The sequence below is a fragment of the Piscinibacter sp. genome (genome assembly GCF_047600445.1).
Lineage (GTDB): Bacteria > Pseudomonadota > Gammaproteobacteria > Burkholderiales > Burkholderiaceae_C > Piscinibacter.
In genome coordinates this window covers 2824917-2844640 of record NZ_JASGKT010000002.1, presented here as the reverse complement: position 1 = coordinate 2844640, position 19724 = coordinate 2824917, and the positions used below count along the sequence as shown (strand labels likewise).

General features: G+C 71.5%; 13 protein-coding genes, 1 pseudogene and 1 CRISPR repeat array. Of the genes and pseudogenes, 10 read left to right on the top strand and 4 right to left on the bottom strand.

The genetic code is table 11. From position 1 onward, the window contains the following. From cas5e to QM792_RS17445, 5 genes and pseudogenes are all read left to right on the top strand, one after another. On the top strand, positions 1-783 hold the full coding sequence (gene cas5e, locus QM792_RS17465) for a type I-E CRISPR-associated protein Cas5/CasD (protein WP_415151372.1): 783 nt from the start codon (positions 1-3) through the stop codon (positions 781-783). Between the two features lie 3 nt (positions 784-786). Then, complete coding sequence (cas6e, locus tag QM792_RS17460) at positions 787-1482, top strand: type I-E CRISPR-associated protein Cas6/Cse3/CasE (RefSeq protein WP_415151371.1); 696 nt, start codon at positions 787-789, stop codon at positions 1480-1482. Between the two features lie 49 nt (positions 1483-1531). Beyond that, positions 1532-2419 (top strand): type I-E CRISPR-associated endonuclease Cas1e, encoded by an 888-nt coding sequence (cas1e, locus tag QM792_RS17455; RefSeq protein WP_415151370.1) that lies wholly within the window; start codon positions 1532-1534, stop codon positions 2417-2419. Next, positions 2419-2718 carry a type I-E CRISPR-associated endoribonuclease Cas2e gene (gene cas2e / locus QM792_RS17450; protein WP_415151369.1) on the top strand — a complete coding sequence of 100 codons (300 nt, stop codon included), beginning with the start codon at positions 2419-2421 and terminating at the stop codon, positions 2716-2718. The genes cas1e and cas2e overlap by 1 nt, the downstream gene beginning before the upstream one ends. A 70-nt stretch (positions 2719-2788) precedes the next feature. Beyond that, a CRISPR array of direct repeats spans positions 2789-7212; the repeat unit is 29 nt; unit sequence GTGTTCCCCGCGCGAGCGGGGATGAACCG. Positions 7213-7227: 15 nt separating this feature from the next. Continuing rightward, positions 7228-7557 (top strand): annotated as a pseudogene (locus QM792_RS17445) (integrase core domain-containing protein); the annotation flags it as partial. Between the two features lie 186 nt (positions 7558-7743). Here the strand turns inward: QM792_RS17445 and QM792_RS17440 are convergent. The 3 genes from QM792_RS17440 to QM792_RS17430 form a co-directional block, all read right to left on the bottom strand. After that, a complete protein-coding gene (locus QM792_RS17440) occupies positions 7744-7962 on the bottom strand; it encodes a hypothetical protein (protein ID WP_415151368.1) in 219 nt (72 codons plus the stop codon). A 470-nt stretch (positions 7963-8432) separates the two neighbouring features. Beyond that, entirely contained in the window at positions 8433-9071 is a 639-nt protein-coding gene (locus QM792_RS17435; RefSeq protein WP_415151367.1) for a hypothetical protein, read from the bottom strand. Between the two features lie 20 nt (positions 9072-9091). Then, positions 9092-9799 (bottom strand): haloacid dehalogenase type II, encoded by a 708-nt coding sequence (locus QM792_RS17430; RefSeq protein WP_415151366.1) that lies wholly within the window; start codon positions 9797-9799, stop codon positions 9092-9094. A 42-nt stretch (positions 9800-9841) separates the two neighbouring features. On the opposite strand from QM792_RS17430, the gene QM792_RS17425 reads away from it, so the two are divergent. Both QM792_RS17425 and QM792_RS17420 read left to right on the top strand, forming a co-directional pair. Further along, positions 9842-10648: an HAD-IIB family hydrolase gene (locus tag QM792_RS17425; protein WP_415151365.1), complete on the top strand. Its 807-nt coding sequence runs from the start codon at positions 9842-9844 to the stop codon at positions 10646-10648. Further along, positions 10645-11796: a YbfB/YjiJ family MFS transporter gene (locus QM792_RS17420; RefSeq protein WP_415151364.1), complete on the top strand. Its 1152-nt coding sequence runs from the start codon at positions 10645-10647 to the stop codon at positions 11794-11796. Before QM792_RS17425 ends, QM792_RS17420 begins: the two co-directional genes overlap by 4 nt. An 11-nt stretch (positions 11797-11807) precedes the next feature. Here the strand turns inward: QM792_RS17420 and QM792_RS17415 are convergent, their stop codons facing one another. Continuing rightward, positions 11808-12896: a DNA glycosylase AlkZ-like family protein gene (locus tag QM792_RS17415; protein WP_415151363.1), complete on the bottom strand. Its 1089-nt coding sequence runs from the start codon at positions 12894-12896 to the stop codon at positions 11808-11810. A gap of 45 nt (positions 12897-12941) precedes the next feature. Here QM792_RS17415 and QM792_RS17410 point away from each other — a divergent pair, with 45 nt between their 5' ends. The 3 genes from QM792_RS17410 (at position 12942) to QM792_RS17400 (ending at position 19723) form a co-directional block, all read left to right on the top strand. Then, complete coding sequence (locus QM792_RS17410) at positions 12942-13889, top strand: MBL fold metallo-hydrolase (protein ID WP_415151362.1); 948 nt, start codon at positions 12942-12944, stop codon at positions 13887-13889. 123 nt (positions 13890-14012) lie between these two features. Beyond that, entirely contained in the window at positions 14013-16352 is a 2340-nt protein-coding gene (locus tag QM792_RS17405) for a hypothetical protein (RefSeq protein WP_415151361.1), read from the top strand. A gap of 53 nt (positions 16353-16405) precedes the next feature. Further along, positions 16406-19723 carry an ATP-binding protein gene (locus tag QM792_RS17400; protein ID WP_415151360.1) on the top strand — a complete coding sequence of 1106 codons (3318 nt, stop codon included), beginning with the start codon at positions 16406-16408 and terminating at the stop codon, positions 19721-19723. Position 19724 lies beyond the last annotated feature (1 nt).

Below are 19724 nucleotides of genomic sequence, written 5' to 3'. Positions count from 1 at the left end.
ATGGCTGACTTTCTGATCTTTCAGTTGTTGGGGCCGTTCGCGGCCTGGGGCGAGCCAGCCGTCGGCGAGTTCCGCGGCACGGCCGAATTGCCCTCGCAGTCGGCGCTGCTCGGCCTGCTGGGCGCGGCGCTGGGTCTGCAGCGGGAAGACGAAGCAGCGCACACTGCGTTGCGCGAAGGTTATGGCTTTGCCACGGCCCTGCTCGCCGAGGGTAGCCTGCTGCGCGACTACCACACCGCGCAGGTGCCGCCGCGTGCGGCGCTGAAGGGGCGTCCGCAAGCCACACGTCGACAAGAGCTGACCGTGCCTCGGCCCGAACTGGGCACCATCCTGTCGAACCGTGACTACCGGCAGAACGGCATCTGGCTTGTGGCGTTGCAAGCCCGCGAAGCTGCGCCGCACCAATTGGATGAACTGGCTGCTGCGCTGCGCCAGCCCCGCTATGTGCTCTACCTCGGTCGCAAGAGTTGCCCTCCCGCCGCACCGCTGTGGCCGCAGGTGGTGAACGCGGAATCGGTGTTGGCCGCCATGCAGACTTATGCGAGCTTGCGTGAGGCCGCGCGGCAGCGCGTGGCTGCCGCACACGGCCGTGTGCCGCTGGAAGACCTTCCAGGCCTGCAACGCCTGGCCTTCGACGAGCACATCTCGGCGGGTGTCGAGGCCGATCTAAGCGTACAACGCAAGGATCGGTTGATCCGGCGCAGCGGCTGGCAATTCGGTGACCGCAGCGAGCGGGTGGCCTTGTTGCCTGCATCGCAGCCGTTGCCTGGGCCGGAGGTCTGAGCCATGTACTTCAGCATGATCGCGCCTGCCGAGGGGCGTGAGCGCGAAGCGGCGCGGCAACGAGCCAACGGTCCTTATGCCGACCATCAATGGTTGTGGCGCTGGTTCCCCGCAGCCGCGGGCATGCCGCGCGATTTCCTGTTTCGCCGCCATGAGACGTCGGATGGGCTGCTGCGCTATTACATGGTTTCGCATCGACCTCCGGTTGCGCTAGACGATGCCTGGGCCTTGCATTGCCGTGACTACGAGCCAGAGTTACGGGCCGGAGACCTGCTGAGCTTCGAACTGCGGGCCAACCCCACCGTGCGGCACGGGCGCGATGGCAAGTCCAAGCGTCACGACGTTGTCATGGACGCCAAGACGCAATTGCTCGCCCAGCAAGGATTGCAGCGATGGGCCGATTGGAATGGCAGCGAGCGACCCGACTTGCATGAGTTGATCCAGCGCAGTTGCAGCGATTGGCTGCAACGTCGCAGTGCAGTCCTGGGCTTCGAACTGTTGAGCGACGTCTTGATTGTTGAGACCTATCAGCAGCATCGTGAGCGTAAGGACCGGTCGTTGCGCTTCACGACCGTGGACTTCCGGGGCGTGCTCCGCGTCGTCGATCCACAGACTTTCTGCCAAGCGCTTTTCAACGGCGTGGGCAGTGCCAAGAGCATGGGTTGCGGGCTGCTGCTGGTGCGGCGACAGTCGGAGTGAGCTTCATACGGCGCGTGTTCCCATGTTGCCTCCACTGAAGCCCCTGCCCATGAAGGACCGCATCTCGATGGTCTTCGTCCAGTACGGGCAGATCGACGTGGTGGATGGTGCCTTCGTTCTAATCGACAAGACTGGCGTGCGTACGCACATTCCGGTGGGCTCGGTGGCCTGCATCATGCTCGAGCCCGGCACACGTGTGTCGCACGCGGCTGTGCGGCTGGCTTCGCTGGTGGGCACGCTGCTGGTATGGGTGGGCGAGTCCGGGGTGCGGCTGTATGCCAGCGGACAGCCCGGCGGCGCGCGCGCCGACCGCCTGCTCTACCAGGCCAAGCTGGCGCTGGACGATGAGTTGCGTCTGAAGGTCGTGCGCAAGATGTACGAGATGCGCTTCGGCGAGCCGGCGCCGGCGCGTCGCAGTGTGGAGCAGTTGCGCGGCATCGAAGGAGCGCGTGTGCGCGCGAGCTACAAGCTGCTGGCCGAGCGGCATGGCGTGAACTGGAAGGCCCGCAACTACGACCAGCAGGAATGGGATGCCGCCGACGTGCCCAACCGCTGCTTGTCAGCCGCCACTGCCTGCCTGTACGGCATTACCGAAGCGGCCGTGCTGGCCGCGGGCTATGCGCCGGCCGTGGGTTTCATCCACACCGGCAAGCCGCTGTCGTTTGTCTACGACGTGGCGGATGTGTTCAAGTTCGAGACCGTCGTGCCGCTGGCATTCGGCACCGCTGCCCGCTCGCCCTCCGAGCCTGAGCGAGCGGTGCGGCTGGCTTGCCGCGACCTGTTCCGCCAGAGCAAGCTGCTGGAGCGCATCATTCCCTCCATCGAAGAAATGCTGGCTGCTGGCGGCATCAGTCCGCCCGAGGCACCGCCGGAATCCGTGCCACCGGCGATCCCGGTCCCACAAGGGCTGGGCGACGCCGGGCACCGGAGTCAGTGATGTCACTGTTGGTCGTGATCACCGAGAACGTGCCGCCACGCATGCGCGGCCGATTGGCCATCTGGCTCCTGGAGATGCGCGCCGGCGTCTACGTTGGCGACGTGAGCCGTCGCACTCGGGAAATGATCTGGGAGCAGTTGGTCGAAGGCCATGAAGAAGGCAACGTGGTCATGGCCTGGGCTAGCCGCAGTGAATCTGGCTATGACTTCCAGACTTTGGGGGTGAATCGACGGGAGCCCGTCGACTACGACGGGTTGCGGTTGGTGAGCTTCCGGCCTGTTGAGCCGACTGGTCTTTAACAACACGAATTTTCCCGGTAGAAATAGGGAGGGTACTTTTTTCCTTCTGGGACAATGGGATACCTTTGGTGTGTTCCCCGCGCGAGCGGGGATGAACCGACCCGGCACCGCATGACCGAGGCCGATGCTCGGTGTTCCCCGCGCGAGCGGGGATGAACCGACGCTGCGCTGCAGCTCGGGCACCTGGCGCTCGTGTTCCCCGCGCGAGCGGGGATGAACCGTCCTGGGCGATGCTCGTCGAGGACTGGCTCAAGTGTTCCCCGCGCGAGCGGGGATGAACCGCCGATCGCCCTGCCGAGTTCGTCGGTGTCCTGGTGTTCCCCGCGCGAGCGGGGATGAACCGTCCAGGCCCCGGAATTCCACCGTGAGGTTGTTGTGTTCCCCGCGCGAGCGGGGATGAACCGTCGCAACGCATGGGAGGCATTCACGGAGTCGCGTGTTCCCCGCGCGAGCGGGGATGAACCAGACGCTGCAGGAGATCGTCGGCTTCAAGCGCCAGTGTTCCCCGCGCGAGCGGGGATGAACCGATCGAGCAGGTGTCCGGCCGCGCGCTGCTGCGGTGTTCCCCGCGCGAGCGGGGATGAACCGAAGATGACCGTTGCGCGCCGTGACCTGGACACGTGTTCCCCGCGCGAGCGGGGATGAACCGAACGCGCTGACCGAAACGTCCCAGCAGTTGGCGTGTTCCCCGCGCGAGCGGGGATGAACCGATGAGCGCCTGCAGATCACGGCGCGCGTCATGGTGTTCCCCGCGCGAGCGGGGATGAACCGAACCATCAAGAGCGATCTGCGGCTCGTACAAAGTGTTCCCCGCGCGAGCGGGGATGAACCGGCAACATTCGATGCCGGATGGCTTGTCCCAGTGTGTTCCCCGCGCGAGCGGGGATGAACCGTAGAACGCTATCCAATCAGGTGAATACAGCGCTGTGTTCCCCGCGCGAGCGGGGATGAACCGTACCTGCTGGGCAGCGTCGACACGGCGCGCGAGTGTTCCCCGCGCGAGCGGGGATGAACCGACGGTGCCACTGCCGGACCTGCCGGCAGATCCGTGTTCCCCGCGCGAGCGGGGATGAACCGACCACCGATCGCGAGTCGCCGGCCGACTGGATGTGTTCCCCGCGCGAGCGGGGATGAACCGGTGAACATCACGCTGTCGGCACGCTCCGTCGGGTGTTCCCCGCGCGAGCGGGGATGAACCGGGCGACTTGACTCTGACTCGCTACTGGCATGCGTGTTCCCCGCGCGAGCGGGGATGAACCGATCGCGCCACCCGAGGTTTGTTTCGAGCTCCGGTGTTCCCCGCGCGAGCGGGGATGAACCGGGCGCTGGAGAACCAGCAGAACCCCGTACCTGGTGTTCCCCGCGCGAGCGGGGATGAACCGATCCACGAACAGCCGCAGTGGCAGCGGTTGGCGTGTTCCCCGCGCGAGCGGGGATGAACCGTGGATGTTCTTGTTGCCGCCGATGACCTTGGGGTGTTCCCCGCGCGAGCGGGGATGAACCGGTGATGAGCTTGCGCATTGGTGCCTCCCTCACGTGTTCCCCGCGCGAGCGGGGATGAACCGTCCGACATCAAGAAGAACGGCGGCAAGTCGCCGTGTTCCCCGCGCGAGCGGGGATGAACCGCCGGTTGCGTGCTTGCTGAAGACGGCGCCGGAGTGTTCCCCGCGCGAGCGGGGATGAACCGCTCGGGGTGGCTGGCATGGGCGAGGATCAGGCGTGTTCCCCGCGCGAGCGGGGATGAACCGTCGGAGGCGGTTCTGCTGCAACGCGCTGCTGGGTGTTCCCCGCGCGAGCGGGGATGAACCGGCCGCGGCGCGGTACACGAACATCTGGTCGGCGTGTTCCCCGCGCGAGCGGGGATGAACCGGCGATCCTCGACACGTTGCGCCAGATCCAGGAGTGTTCCCCGCGCGAGCGGGGATGAACCGTCCTGACCGATGCCGATCGCGGCATTCGAGAAGTGTTCCCCGCGCGAGCGGGGATGAACCGATCGACAGCAGGTTGTCGATGTCGGTGCTGACGTGTTCCCCGCGCGAGCGGGGATGAACCGCGCCGGCGATCGCCGCTGACCGTGAACCACCGGTGTTCCCCGCGCGAGCGGGGATGAACCGTAGTGTCACCGTCAACCAATTTTTGCGAAGGAGTGTTCCCCGCGCGAGCGGGGATGAACCGAAATATTTCCAGTTCGATCCGACATTCAACACGTGTTCCCCGCGCGAGCGGGGATGAACCGCCTTCGATTTGCTTAATGCGATGCGGGGGCGCGTGTTCCCCGCGCGAGCGGGGATGAACCGGGGTTAGCGGCCGGAACCTGCGGCGGCGAGGGGTGTTCCCCGCGCGAGCGGGGATGAACCGAGCGTTGCGTCGCGCGACGACAACCTCCACGAGTGTTCCCCGCGCGAGCGGGGATGAACCGCCCGCAGCGGTGGCCGCCGAACTGGGCCTGAGGTGTTCCCCGCGCGAGCGGGGATGAACCGAAATTTCCGGGCGGCGTTCGCTTTTATATGTGGTGTTCCCCGCGCGAGCGGGGATGAACCGCCACATTTGATGCTGGATGGCTTGTCCCAGTTGTGTTCCCCGCGCGAGCGGGGATGAACCGTCAGCAGTTTCCAAAACGAACGGTGTTTTCACGTGTTCCCCGCGCGAGCGGGGATGAACCGGCCGTCACGCAGTCGTTTAATCGCGTGCAGGTGTGTTCCCCGCGCGAGCGGGGATGAACCGGCCGCGTGCGAGGCCGCCGCGCCGCTGGGCGTGTGTTCCCCGCGCGAGCGGGGATGAACCGCACGTCGTCCCAAATGTTGATCTCGATGTCGAGTGTTCCCCGCGCGAGCGGGGATGAACCGCCGCGCCGCGGGGGGGCCTCGGCCAACGCCGAGTGTTCCCCGCGCGAGCGGGGATGAACCGGCCGCGCTGGACGGCCTCACCGCGCTGCTGAAGTGTTCCCCGCGCGAGCGGGGATGAACCGGTGCTGGCGATCGACCCGGCTCGCTTCGGCGAGTGTTCCCCGCGCGAGCGGGGATGAACCGATCGGCCTGCGCGCGCAGTGCCCGGCCAGTAAGTGTTCCCCGCGCGAGCGGGGATGAACCGTCGTGGAATCCGGCCAGCACCGGTCCGAATCGGTGTTCCCCGCGCGAGCGGGGATGAACCGCCGCTCTTCCCAGCGCTCGACGAGTCCCTCGTGTGTTCCCCGCGCGAGCGGGGATGAACCGATCAGACGCTTCCATACGTGCTCGACGCCCAGGTGTTCCCCGCGCGAGCGGGGATGAACCGCCGAGCACGTCGGACAGGAGAGCGGCGAATGCGTGTTCCCCGCGCGAGCGGGGATGAACCGTCGGCGGTGAGCGCCAGCGCGATCGAGTCGCGGTGTTCCCCGCGCGAGCGGGGATGAACCGCGAAGGATGACATCCTCCAGTTCGCTCAGGTAGTGTTCCCCGCGCGAGCGGGGATGAACCGTGCAGGCGTGCGGCTGCGGTGCGTCGTGAGCGGTGTTCCCCGCGCGAGCGGGGATGAACCGATTCTCATCACGGAACCATTCCTGATAAATCAGTGTTCCCCGCGCGAGCGGGGATGAACCGGTCTACATCAACTCGCCGGGCGGCGACGTGATGTGTTCCCCGCGCGAGCGGGGATGAACCGGACCGGTTTCCCTACGTGATGTACCGCACCATGTGTTCCCCGCGCGAGCGGGGATGAACCGGGCCCCGCAGGGCCCTCGTGACGCTTACTGCAGTGTTCCCCGCGCGAGCGGGGATGAACCGGCCGAGCGCACGCCCGCTGTGACCGCGATCGAGTGTTCCCCGCGCGAGCGGGGATGAACCGGAGGCCTAAATGTCTATCTCTCATCGCAATAAGTGTTCCCCGCGCGAGCGGGGATGAACCGGTTGAGGAGCAGAATGCGTCGGCAGGAAACTTGTGTTCCCCGCGCGAGCGGGGATGAACCGAACTCACCCGGATCCAGCGTGCGCAGAGCCTCGTGTTCCCCGCGCGAGCGGGGATGAACCGCGCCTGCAGCAACTGCGCGTGACGGCGGCTGCGTGTTCCCCGCGCGAGCGGGGATGAACCGTGCAATGCCGTGCGCTCCTGTTCCAGCAGGGTGTGTTCCCCGCGCGAGCGGGGATGAACCGGCCACCATCGCCCGCGCTCGGGAGATCAAGGCGTGTTCCCCGCGCGAGCGGGGATGAGCCGGCCGACGCCGTGTTCATGGCGAAGCGCGACGAGTGTTCCCCGCGCGAGCGGGGATGAACCGCTCGGGATTGCGCCGCGCCGCGCCAAGTCGTAGTGTTCCCCGCGCGAGCGGGGATGAACCGTCGGGAAGAGCGAAGGCGGCGGGCGGCAGAGGTGTGTTCCCCGCGCGAGCGGGGATGAACCGACCGTCAGCGGCGATGCCGTCACGATCAGCGCGTGTTCCCCGCGCGAGCGGGGATGAACCGCGGAACTGCACGTTGCGCTCCATCAGCGCGCCGTGTTCCCCGCGCGAGCGGGGATGAACCGGAGCGCGATCGTAGTCTTGTGGCGCACTCCGACAGGGGTTCGCAATACGTCTCCGTTCGCTACAGCGAGCGGCTAGCCGAGGCCGGCGTCGAGCCGTCGGTTGGCAGCAAGGGCGACAGCTACGACAACGCTCTGGCCGAGACGATCAACGGGCTCTACAAGGCCGAATTGATCCATCGCCGAGCGCCCTGGAAGACCAAAGAGTCCCTGGAACTCGCGACGCTCGAATGGGTATCCTGGTTCAATCACCACCGACTGCTGGAGCCCATCGGCTACATCCCGCCTGCGGAGGCTGAGGCAAACTACTACCGGCATCTCGCCGAGCAGGCCGCCATCCCAGCCTGACTTAAACCAACTGGCCTCCACGGAACCCGGGGCGATTCACCCAGACCCGGCTGGGTGAACAACCTATTGGGACATCACAGCTAGACAGGCTCTTCGAGTTGGGCGATCCAGTGCGCCCTGGGCGCTGGTTGGCGAAGCCGAAACGGAACGGGCCCACAGGGGCCCGTCGTTTTATGGTGGATGTCCTCAGGCGATTTCGAGCCGCCGTTCCACGCGGTCGAGCCGTTGCTCCATGCGGTCGAGCCGAACTGACAGCGTGGCCATGTCCTCGTGCACAGCGGCCACCTGCTTTTCGAGTGAGCCGATGCGCATGGTCAGCATTTCCGTGCGCTCGGCCAGTCGGTCGACCGAGGCCCGTATCTGGCGCAGATGCTCGATGATGAGATTTTCGACGTTCTCAGTCATGGCGCGCAGTGTAGTTCAGGCCCGCAGCTTGCGGAACACCGTAGTGAGGGCATCGCAGCGGGTCAGCATGTGGTTCGACACATGGGCGCTTTCGAGCGCCGTGCAATCAGCAGTATGTCGCCGCGGTCGAGCTTTGGACCGATGGCATTCGGCTTGTTGTTCTCGCCCTGGTCCTTGGTGTTCCCCGCCCGAGCGGGGATGAACCGATGCATAGCGCGAGCGTGCGGGCGTTACCCGACTCCACCACGCCGTCGCCGACCTGCAGCTCGCCGGTTTGGCGAGCTCGGTCACGAGGTTGCCCTCGGCCGGGCGGCTGGATCGACGCGCAGCGCGTCGTCTTGAGACGCGATCAGCCGACTAACGTCCATGGCGCGATAGGTGGGAGGTCGAACCCGCGCTCGTTGCGGATGAGATTGTCTAAACCCGCGCAGACGCAGGCAATGCGCCGGCGGCGTACCCGCGCGCCGCCTCTATCGCGCCCGCCGACTCCGGTGCTGCCACAGCGCCAGCAGCGCGATCAGCGTCAGCGTCAGCTCCAGCGTCTCTTCGAGTGCGGAGACCACCACCTTGGTCGACATCGACAAGGCCATGTGGAAGTCTTCGTTGAGCACGTTGTAGCTGCGGTCGAGCAGCTTGGAGGCCACCAGCGTGACGATGAAGGCGGCGATCGAGATCGCCACCGCGTCGCCGCCGCGAAATGCGCGCCACCATTGCCGCGCGTGGGTAAGCAGCAGCCGCAGCATCGCCAGCGAGACCACCGTCAGCACCCCCAGTGCGGCCAGCTTGTGCTGCAGCGGTGCCGGGCCGAAGTAGTAGCTGACACGCAGCACCGTGGTGCCGGTGAAGGCGCGGTGCCAGTCCAGCTCGCGCGCGCCGAAGGCGAGGAACATCGCCGACAGCGCCGCCGAGCTGGCGGGCGGGTCGTCGCGCCGGCGCAGCAGCCACACCAGCCCAGCGAGCAGGAACCAGCCGGCCGCGGTCGATTGTTCGACCCAGCCGGTCTCGCTCATCAACTCCATCACCTTCTGCGGAGGATAGACCGCCACGTTGGCCAGCGCGAAGAGTGTGCCGGCGAGCATCAGCCACCAGCCTGCATAACGTGAGTTCATGGCTGAAGCATAGCGCTCGCTCAGCGGCAGCCGAGCCGGCCGGCCAGCTCCGTCAACGCATCGGCCGAGAGGTCCACCGGCACGCTCGCCGCCGTCTCGCCGATGCCGGGGCCGTGTTCGTCGGGGCGCGCGATGAAGGCGGTGCGCAGCCCGGCGGCCGCGGCGGCGGCGAGGTCCGACGAGTGCGCCGCCACCATCATCGCTTCGTGCGGCGCGCAGTCGAAGGCCGCCGCGGCGCTGAGGTAGACGATCGGCTTGGGCTTGTAGTCGCGCGCCAGTTCGGCGCCGGCGATGGCGTCCCAGTGCCAGCCGTTGCGCCGCGCCAGGTCGGCCATCAGCGAGATGTTGCCGTTCGAGCAGGGCGCCAGCGGGAATTTCGTGCGCAGCCGCGCCAGGCCGGGTGTCACGTCGGGCCAGGCGTCGAGGCGGTGCCAGGCGAGGTTCAGTTCCCGCCGCGTCGCCTCGTCGACGTAATCGAGTCCGAAGTCGCGCAGCACGATGTCGAGGTTGCGCCGGTGCAGCGCGTCGAGCTTGCAAAAGGGCAGGCGGCCGCTGCGCACTTCTTCCATCGCCGGCTGGTACTGGTCTCTCCAGGCGGTGGCGAAGGCGGCGCCGTCGAGCGCGATGCCGCGCGCGCCGAGCAGCGCCGCCGCCTCGCGGGCGATCGAGCCGTGCCAGTCGACCAGCGTGCCGAACACGTCGAACAGCAGCAGCTTCACTTCGGGCATGGCCGCAGCATAGCGCGCCGCCGCCGTGCGAGACTCGGCGCCATGCCCGCCTTGCCACGGCCCTTCGCCGACTGCCCCGCCGAGCTGCTCGCCGGCGTGCGCGGCGTGCTCACCGACATCGACGACACGCTGACGCGCGACGGCGCGATCGAGCCCGAGGCGCTGGATGCGCTGGCCGCGCTGCGCGGCGCCGGCCTGCCGGTGATCGCCATCACCGGCCGCCCTATGGGCTGGAGCGAACCCTTCGCGCGCGCCTGGCCGGTCGATGCGATCGTCGCCGAGAACGGCGCCGTGGCGCTGTTCGTGCAAGACGGCGCGCTGCGCATCGAGTACGCGCAGGACGAGGCCGCGCGGCGGCGCAACGCGCGGCGCCTGGCCGAGGTGTCGCGGCGCGTGCAGCGCGAGGTGCCGGGCGCGCTGCCGGCGCGCGACAGCGCCGGGCGCGTGACCGACATCGCCATCGACCACAGCGAGTTCGCGCACCTCGACGACGCGGCGGTCGCGCGCGTCGTCGCGCTGATGCAGGCCGAGGGCATGCACGCCACCGTCAGCTCGATCCACGTCAACGGCTGGTTCGGCGAGCACGACAAGGCCAGCGGCGCGCGCTGGATGGTGCGACGCCTGCTCGACCGCGAGCTGGAGGCCGAGCGCGCGCACTGGCTCTACGTCGGCGACTCGACCAACGACCAGCGCATGTTCGGGCACTTCGCGCTCGGCGTCGGCGTGGCCAACCTGATGCGCTTCGCCGCGCAGCTCCACACCTGGCCGGCGTGGATCACCGCCGGCGAGCGCGGCGCCGGCTTCGCCGAGGTGGCGCGGCGGCTGCTCGCGGCGCGGCGCGCGGCATGACCGAGCGCCGGCTCTTCGCCACCGCGCTGGCGCTCGCGCTCGGCGCGGCCATCTCGCTCGGGCTGGCGCGCTTTTCCTATGCGCTGCTGCTGCCGCCGATGCGCGCCGACCTGGGCTGGAGCTACTTCACCGCCGGCGCGATGAACACCGTCAACGCGGCCGGCTACCTGGCCGGCGCGCTGCTGCTGCCGCGCGCGCTGGCGCGGTTCGACGCGCGCACGGTGTTCCTCGCCGGGGCCTGGGGCGCGGCGCTGCTGCTGGCGCTGCACGGCCTGGTGCGCGGCGACGCGGCGCTGTACGCGCTGCGCGGCCTGACCGGCGTCGCCAGCGCCGCCACCTTCGCCAGCGGCGGCCTGCTCGCCGCGCGGCTCGGCCAGCGCGAAGGCGCCCGGCCCTCGCTGGTGCTGGGGCTCTACTACGGCGGCACCGGGCTGGGCATCGTCGCCTCCGCGCTGATCGTGCCGCCGCTGGACTGGCCGCTGGCGTGGCAGGCGCTCGCGCTGGCCGGGCTGCTGGCGGCGCTGCTGATGACCGCCGGCACACGCCCGCTGGCCGCCGCCGCCGGCGCGGCCGCGGCGCGCGGCGCGGGCTTTCGCGCGCGCGACTTCGGCTTCGGGCTGGCCGGCTACCTGATGTTCGGCCTGGGCTACATCGGCTACATGACCTTCATCGTCACGCTGCTGCGCGAGCAGGGCGCGGCCACCGGCACGGTGGTGGCCTTCTACGTGCTGCTGGGCATCGGCGTGGTGGTGTCGTCGTGGCTGTGGGCGCCGCTGCTGCAGCGCTGGCGCGGCGGCCAGCCGCTGGCGCTGCTCAACGCCCTGCTGGCGGCGGCCACGCTGCTGCCGGTGCTGAGCGCGCATCCGCTGGCGGTGTTCGCGTCGGGCGCGCTGTTCGGCGCGGTGTTCCTGTCGGTGGTGGCTTCCACCACCGCGCTGGTGCGCCACAACCTGCCGCCGGCGGCGTGGCCGGCCGGCATCACCGCCTTCACCAGCATCTTCGCGGCCGGGCAGATCGTCGGGCCGGTGCTGGTGGGCCGGGTGGCCGACGGCGCCGGCGGGCTGGCGCGCGGCCTGGCGCTGTCGGCCGGCGCGCTGCTGCTGGCGGCGCTGCTGGCGTCGCGGCAGCGCGCGTTGCCGCCACCCTGACCAGGTCGGGTTCAGCGCGGCGCGAGGAAGGCGCGCAGCCGCTCGACCTCGGCCTCCAGTTCGCGCCGGTAGGCGGCGTCGCGCGGCGCGCGGCCGGCCACGTAGCCGCAGCGCAGCTCCAGCGTGCCGGCGCGCGTGCTCGTGTTGGCCCAGCCGATCACCGCGTCGCGCCACAGCAGCGGCAGCGCGTAGTAGCCGAGCCTGCGCTGGGCCAGCGGCGTGTAGGCCTCGAAGCGGTAGGCCCAGCCCCAGAACAGCTCGAAGCGCCGCCGGTCCCACACCAGCGGGTCGAAGGGCGCGAGCAGGCGCACGCGCTCCGGCGGCTCGCCGCGCGTGATGCGCTCGCCGGCCGGCCAATACCAGTCGACGCCGTCGATGCGCGCATGCGCCAGCCGCGCCCGGGCGCGCTGCAAGGCCGCGCCGCGCCCGGCGCGCCACTGCGGCACGCCGCCGCCGAGGTGGCTGAGCAACTGGCCCAGCGTCGCCAGCGGCAGCGGCGCGTACTTGGCGACGACGGCGTCGACCAGCGTGTCGTGCGCCGCGCGCGGGTCGGCCGGCGGCGGCAGCGCCTCGCGCGCCGCGTAGAGCCGCACGCCGCCCTCGCGGCGCGCCACGCGCAGCAGGCCGCGGTAGTGCATCTCGTCGAGCAGTTGCGTGCTGGCGTTGGACGAGCCGCCGAACCAGTTGATCGTCTTGCCGTGCGCGAACTCGTTGTCCACCTCCCTCGGGTGCGCCACGCCGCGCGCCCGCACGAAGGCCAGCACCGCCTCGGCCTGCGCGCGGCGCGCCCGGGTCCACGCGGTGCGCGGGCTGCGCGGGTGCATCAGGTGGTGCAGCGCGCGCGGCACGAAGCCGTAGTTGACGAAGAAGTCCTCCTCGATCGGCAGCGCCGCGTAGCGGCGTTCGAGGTCGCCGGCGCGGTAGCCGGCGACACGCTGGCGCAGCGTCAGGTCCTGCGCGCGCGCCGGCGCGCGGATCGGGTCGGCCTGCACGAAGCCCAGCCGCGCGATGGCGCGCGGCAGCGTGGTCGGCGTGAAGAAGGTGCGCGCGATCGCATGGCGGCGCAGGTCGGCGAGCGCGGGCGGGGGCTTGGAAGGCATGCCCCCGATGATGCGCCGGGCGCGGCTCGCGCAGAATCGCGGCGTATGACGGCTTACGTGCACGACCATCCTTCCCTCGCCGGGCTCGACGTCTTCGAGCGCGGCTGGCTGTCGTCGAACAACGTCCTGGTGCACGCCGCCGAGGGCGAGGCCGGCGCGACGCTGATCGACACCGGCCACGTCAACCACGCCGCGCAGACGCTGGCACTGGTGCGCCACGCGCTCGGCGCGGCGCCGCTGGCGCGCATCGTCAACACCCACCTGCACAGCGACCATTGCGGCGGCAACGCGACGCTGGCGCGTGCCTTCGGTTCGCGCATCGTCATCCCGCCCGGGCTGGCCGGGGCGGTGCGCGCCTGGGACGCGCAGGCGCTCAGCCACGCGGACACCGGCCAGCGCTGCGAGCGTTTCGAGGCGCACGCCACGCTGGCGCCCGGCGAGCTGCTCGAAGCCGGCGCGCGCCGCTTCGAGGTGATCGCCGCGCCCGGCCACGACCCCGACTCGGTGATGCTGTTCGACGCGGCGAACGGCCTGCTGATCTCGGCCGACGCGCTGTGGGAGCATGGCTTCGGCGTGGTCTTCCCCGAGATGGAGGGCGAGCCGGGTTTCGCGGACGTGGCCGCCGTGTTCGATGCCATCGAGGCGCTGCCGGTGCGGCTGGTGGTGCCGGGGCACGGCGCGCCGTTCACCGACGTCGCGGCCGCGCTGGCGCGCTCGCGTTCGCGCCTGGCCGCCTTCGCCGCCGACCCGGCGCGCCATGCCAGGCACGGGCTGAAGGTGCTGATCAAGTACCACCTGATGGAAGAGCGCGAGCAGCAGGAAGACGCGCTGCTGCGCTGGGCGCGGGCCACGCCGCTGCTGGCCCGCGTGTGGGAGCGTTACGGCCGCGCGCAGGCCGCCTCGCCCGAGGCCTGGTGCGCCGCGCTGGCGGCGGAACTGGTGGCCGCGGGCGCGCTGCGGCGCCGCGGCACGGCCATCGTCGACGGCCCCTGAACGCGGGGGTGCCCGCCGCGGCGTCGATGCCGGCGCTAACGGCGGAATAACGCAGGCATCGATACAAACCGGCACGCGGTGAGCTGCCCGCTGGGCGGCCCGCACGACACCGGAGATGCCGCCGTGAACCATTCGCCCGATCCGCTGCGCAAGCCCGACGCCCCTGCCACCGCCTTCGCCGTGCGCCTGGCGCGCACCGGTGTGTTGATCGCCGCGCTCGCGGTGGCCGCCTGCGGCGGCGGAGGAAGTGATGGCGGCGACACCGCCGGCGGCGAGACGCCGCCCGCGCCGCCGCCGGCGGCCAGCGAGCCGTCCGGCACGCCGCCGCCGGCGTCGCAGGGCCTCGCGATCAGCGCGCTGTCGGTGACCTCGCCGACCGCCGGCCCCTGGAACACCAACCTGATCCTGAGCTACAGCTTCACCGTCACCAACAGCGGCACCGGCGCCAGCACGCCGCGCACGCTGCATGCGGCCGTGGCCCCGACGCCGACGCTGCCGGTGCGCTGGATTCGCGAAGGGGCGTACTTCCCCATCATCGAGGCCCCGGGTTCCACCGAAGCCGAGGTGCCGGCGCTGGCGCCGGGCGAATCGATCACGCTCGTGACGCAAGGCCTCTTCGGCGCCGCGGGCCAGGCATGGTCGCTGGCCGGCTACCTGGCCGCCTGCCTGTTCGTCCCGGACGTGCCCGAGGTGAGCGGCTGCAATGCCGCGCCGGTCACCCTCACGCAGGTGGCGCCGCCGCCGACGCCACCCTCGTCGTCGAACACGCCGCCGGCGCCGGTGGCGGGCTACGGCGGCGCCTTCCCGCACGCCGCGGCGCCGCTGGACAGCGCGGTGACGCCGGGCACGGCGGTGCAGCTCGCGGCCACCTTCGGCTGGGACCGCCCCGGCCCCTTCAGCTGGTCGCCGACGCGCACCGACGACCAGGTCTGGGCCTTCGACGCCGCCAGCGGCGTCGGCGTCGGCCTGACGCTGCCCTGGGGCACCTTCATCGAGACGCTGGACTTCACCGCGACGCCGGTCAGCCTCGCGCCGGTGGATGGCGGCGTGGCGCTGCCCTTCGACACGGTGCTGGCCGCCTTCGCCCTCGCGCCCGCCGACGTGCAGGCCGAGCAGCCCTTCAAGCTGCGCTTCACGCTCACGCCCGAGCGGCTGGCGGGGCTGGACCCGCGCACGCTGGTGCTGTTCGGCGCCGATTCGGACGGCAGGAACCTGCGCCTGCTGCCGCTGGTGGCCGACGGCAGCGGCACCTCGGCGACGCTGACGACGGCGCTGCGGCATTTCGGCATCGTCGGGTTGGCGACCCTGGGCGCCGCGCAGCGCGACGCGCTGGCGGCGAGCTGGCCGCGCGACATCGCCGCGCAGCGCGAGTCCGCGCTCGGCGCCGCCACGCTGGCCACGCGCCAGGCGGCGCTGGGGCAGGGCGTGTCGGGCGCGGGGCGCAAGCTCGCGCTGGCGCGCAAGATCGCCCAGGTCGACGACACGGTGGCGCCGCTCGTGCGTCGCGAGCTGGACTACTTCAACGACGTGATCGTGCCGGCCTTCGCCGCGGCCTACGGCGGCGCCGAGGCGGAGATCGAGTCGGCCATCCGCATCGGGCTGGGCTGGCTGCGTGAACTGGCCCTGCTGGGCATGGACGGCGGCGGCCAGCTCGGGCCGCTCAGCGAGGACCTGTGGCGGCGCATCAACGACCTGATCGACCGCCATGCCGACCTGGTCAAGCAGCAGTGCACGGCCGGCGGCGGCTTCGGCGCGTTCCAGAAGATGCTCGGCGAGATGCGCCAGTTGCAACTGCTGGGCCACGACGCCAAGAGCCAGGAACTGGCCGATGCGCTGGGCGCCTGCTCCTCGTTCACCGCGGAGTACCACCAGGCCTGGTCCGACGAGAACACCAACGCGACGCTGGTGGCCGGCGTGGAGGGCTCGGTCAAGCTGACGGCGCCCACCGCGCGCATGATCAAGGCCGGCAGCCTGCCCAACGGCGACGGCGACCTGGCGTGGACCACGTTCCGGTCGTCGACCACCGACACCTTCACCAACTACGACAGCAACGGCAACGTGATCGGCAGTTGCAGCACGACGACCATCGGCACCGGCACGACGGGCTCGAAGTTCACGATCTACATCAAGGACTACGGGCTGAGCTTCCTCAAGGGCGGCGGGCACCGGCCGCTGACCGTGCTGCTGTGGCCCTACGGCACCTACAACGGCACGACGCGCATCCCGATGGGCATCCACTACAGCGCGACCTCGACCTGCAACGGCACCCAGCCCTCCGAGTGGAACGCCCTGGCCATGCCGGAAATCAACGACCCGGGCGTGGTGAACCGCGGCGACGGCATGCGGGTGCTCTCGGCGCCCTGGGAGGGCGGTCACTACGTGCACTCGTGGAACGTCAGCCGCAGCGGCAACCTGCATCCCACGCGCGAGCAGTTGAGCATCACGGTGCGCTCCGACTACTGAGCCCTCCCGCCGCGGCGGGCCCGGGCGGCCGGGCTATCCTGCGCGCAGATGCCATGAACGATGCTTCCGCCGACATCGTGCGCCTGCTGCTGGCCGGCCCGCCGCGCCTGCGGCTGCCCGGCGCCGCCGCGCCGTTGCCGCTGGCCGAGCGCGACGCCGCGCTGCTGGCCTGGCTGGCGCTCGAAGGCGCGACGCCGCGCGCCCGCCTGGCGGCGCTGCTGTGGCCCGACAGCGACGGCGCGGCGGCGCGCAACTCGCTGCGCCAGCGCCTGTTCAAGCTGCGCCGCCAGGCGGGCCTGGACCTCGTCGACGCGGGCCCGGAGCTGCTGGCGCTGGCCCAGGGCATAGGCCACGACCTCGACGGCGCCGACGACCTGTTCGGCGGCGCGCCGGCGGTGGCCGCCGGCGAGTTCGCGCACTGGCTGGCCGCGCAGCGCGATGCCCGCCGCCGCCGGCGCGGCGCCCGCCTCGCGCAGCGCGCCGACGCGGCGGCCGAGGCCGGCGACTGGGCCGCCGCGCTGGCCAGCGCCGGCGAACTGCTGTCGCTCGAGCCGCACTCCGAAGCCGCGCACCGGCGCGTGATGCGCTGCCACTACCTGGCCGGCGACCGCGCCGCGGCGCTGCTCGCCTTCGACCACTGCGAGCGCGTGCTGAAGGACGAGGTCGGCGTGCGCCCCGGCGCCGACACGCTGGCGCTGCTGGCCGCCGTCGAGCAGGCGCCGGCGCGCGGCGTGCCCGCGCCGCTGCCGACGCTGCCGCTGCGTCCGCCGCGCATGATCGGCCGCGCGCGCGAGCTGGCCGCGCTGCATGCCGCCGCGGCGAGCGGCCTGCATGCGCTGGTGCTGGGCGAGGGCGGCATGGGCAAGTCGCGGCTGCTGGCCGAGTTCGCCGCCACCTCGCCCGCGCCGCCGCTGGCGCAGGTGGGCGCGCGGCCGGGCGACGCCGACCGGCCCTATGCGCTGCTGGCGCGGCTGGTGCGCGCGCTGCGCGAGCGCGGGCAGGCGCCGGATGCCGATCTGCGGCCCGAGTTCGCGCGCTTCGTCGCCGAGCTGGGCGAGCCCGCGGCCACGCGCTTCGACGCCGGGCGCTTCGAGCACGCGGTGGAGCGCTGGCTGCTCGCGCTGCCGGCGGCGCCGCTGCTGATCGACGACCTGCATTTCGCCGACGGCGCGAGCCTGGACCTGCTCGCCCACCTGGTGGCCGTGCCGCGCATGCCGCCGCTGCTGCTGGGCATGCGCCCGGCCGAAGCCGCCGGCACCGACGCGCTGCTGCTCGCGCTGGCCGAGCTGCCGCGCGGCGAGCGCATCGAGCTCGCGCCGCTGGCGCCGGCCGAGATCGCCGAACTGGTGGACTCGCTGGCCGCCGCGCCGCTGGCCGGCGCCGCGCTGGCCGCGCCGCTGGCGCGCCACACCGGCGGCAACCCGCAGTTCATCCTGGAGACGCTGCGCGCGCTGCTGCTGGAAGACCCGGCGCGTGTGCTGCGTGGCGCCGCGCTGCCGGTGCCGGCCGGCGTGGGCATGCTGATCGAGCGCCGCCTCGCGCGGCTGTCGCCGGCGGCGGTGCGGCTGGCGCGCGTCGCGGCGGTCGCCTCGGGCGACTTCGGCGCCGAGTTGGCGGCGCGTGTGCTGGGGCGCGACGCGCTCGACCTCGCCGATGCCTGGGCCGAACTGGAAGCGGCCCAGGTGCTGGCGGGCGCCGGCTTCGCGCACGACCTCGTGCACGAGGCGGTGCGCAAGGGCGTGCCGGCGGCGGTGGCCGCGCTGCTGCACGCCGGCGTGGCGCGTGCGCTCGAAGAAGGCGGCGGCGCGGCCGCGTCGATCGCGCGGCACTGGCTGGCGGCCAACCAGGCGCAGCGCGCGATCGCGCCGCTGCGCGAGGCGGCCGAGCAGGCGCGCGCCGCCTCGCGCCTGCAGGACGCCGCCGCGCTGTACGAGACGCTGGCCGAACTGCACGAGCGGCACGGCGAGCGCGCCGAGCGCTTCCAGGCGCTGTTCAGCCGCTTCGACGCGCTGAGCGACATCGACGCCGGCGCCGACGTCGACGCCGTGCTCGACGAACTGGACGCCCTCGCCGCCGACGACGGCGAGCACGCGCAGGCGCTGTACGCACGCGCCTACATGGCCTGCGTGCGCTGGGATCCGGCCCGTGGCGAGCCGCTGGCGCGGCGCGCCATCGAGCTGGCGCAGCGCGCCGGCATGCCGGCGGTGGAATGCGAGGCCCGCCTGATGCTCGCGCAACTGCTGCTCAAGTGCCGCCGCCACGACGCGGCCGCCGCGGTGCTGGCCGCGGCCCAGCCCTGGATAGACGCCGCCGCGTCCTTCGAGCAGCGTGTGCAGTACGAAGAATGCCTGGCCTGGCTGGCCATGGAGCAGGGCCACTTCCGCGAGGCGCTGCGCAGTTGGCAGGCCGTGGGCGAGCAGGCGGCGCAGCGCTCGCTGATCGCGCAGCTCTCCACGGCGCTGAACTACCAGATGCTGTGCCTGGGCTACACCGGCCGCTTCGACCAGGCCGCCGAAGCCGGCGAGCGCCAGCGCGCGCTGTGCCAGGAGTACCGGCTGCTCGGGCAGAGCTATTTGCACGTCGACCCGAACCTGGCCCACGTCTACACCAACGGCATGCGCTTCGACGCCGCGCTGGCGGCGCTCGAGCGCGCCGAGGGCGTGGCCGGCGCGCACCGCTCGACGCTGGAACTGCGCCACGCGATGCTGTACCTCGCGCTCGGCCAGCCGGGGCGGGCCCGGCCCTTCGCGCAGCGCGCCGTCGATGGCGCCGAAGGCGACGTGCAGCGCCTGATGCCGCTGCAAGGCCTGCTGCGCGTGCTGCACGCGCAGGACCCGGCCGGCGCCGGCCGCAACGGGCTGCTGGACCTGCTCGCCGAGTGCGACCGGCTCGCCGCCGACTCAGCCAAGGCCGGGCCGCGCGTGCGCAACCGGCTCATCGAGGCCGAGATCGGCGCCGGCGCGCAGCGCCTGGCGGCGGCCGACGCGGCGCTGGCGCTGCTGGCCGGCAGCGAGATGTACGGCCTGCTGATCGCGGCGCACGCGCGGCGCGCGCAGGCGCTGCTGGAATGCGGCGCGCCGCGGCAGGCGCTGCCGGCGGTGGAGGCCCAGCTCGCGCTGGCCGAGGCCTACCAGCCCGAGACGATGTCGCCGGGCGAGACCGGGCTGGTCGCGGCGCGTGTGTTCGCCGCGCTGGGCGACGCGCGCGCGCCGCAGCAACTGCGGCGCAGCGTGGACTGGCTGCACAAGACCGCCGCCGACCACGTGCCGGCGGCGTTCCGCGAGAGCTTTCTGCGCCGCATCCCGGCGCACCGCGAGCTGGCGACGCTGGCGGCCGCCGATGGGCAGGCCGTGGCGCGGCTGTCGAGCTGAA

Bases quoted from the DNA above. Each gene is read 5' to 3' on its own strand.
- cas6e (WP_415151371.1), top strand. From the start codon at position 787: ATGTACTTCAGCATGATCGCGCCTGCCGAGGGGCGTGAGCGCGAAGCG.
- cas5e (WP_415151372.1), top strand. From the start codon at position 1: ATGGCTGACTTTCTGATCTTTCAGTTGTTGGGGCCGTTCGCGGCCTGG.
- QM792_RS17400 (WP_415151360.1), top strand. From the start codon at position 16,406: ATGAACGATGCTTCCGCCGACATCGTGCGCCTGCTGCTGGCCGGCCCG.
- QM792_RS17430 (WP_415151366.1), bottom strand. From the start codon at position 9,799: ATGCCCGAAGTGAAGCTGCTGCTGTTCGACGTGTTCGGCACGCTGGTC.
- cas1e (WP_415151370.1), top strand. From the start codon at position 1,532: ATGAAGGACCGCATCTCGATGGTCTTCGTCCAGTACGGGCAGATCGAC.
- QM792_RS17425 (WP_415151365.1), top strand. From the start codon at position 9,842: ATGCCCGCCTTGCCACGGCCCTTCGCCGACTGCCCCGCCGAGCTGCTC.
- QM792_RS17410 (WP_415151362.1), top strand. From the start codon at position 12,942: ATGACGGCTTACGTGCACGACCATCCTTCCCTCGCCGGGCTCGACGTC.
- QM792_RS17440 (WP_415151368.1), bottom strand. From the start codon at position 7,962: ATGACTGAGAACGTCGAAAATCTCATCATCGAGCATCTGCGCCAGATA.
- cas2e (WP_415151369.1), top strand. From the start codon at position 2,419: ATGTCACTGTTGGTCGTGATCACCGAGAACGTGCCGCCACGCATGCGC.
- QM792_RS17420 (WP_415151364.1), top strand. From the start codon at position 10,645: ATGACCGAGCGCCGGCTCTTCGCCACCGCGCTGGCGCTCGCGCTCGGC.
- QM792_RS17415 (WP_415151363.1), bottom strand. From the start codon at position 12,896: ATGCCTTCCAAGCCCCCGCCCGCGCTCGCCGACCTGCGCCGCCATGCG.
- QM792_RS17435 (WP_415151367.1), bottom strand. From the start codon at position 9,071: ATGAACTCACGTTATGCAGGCTGGTGGCTGATGCTCGCCGGCACACTC.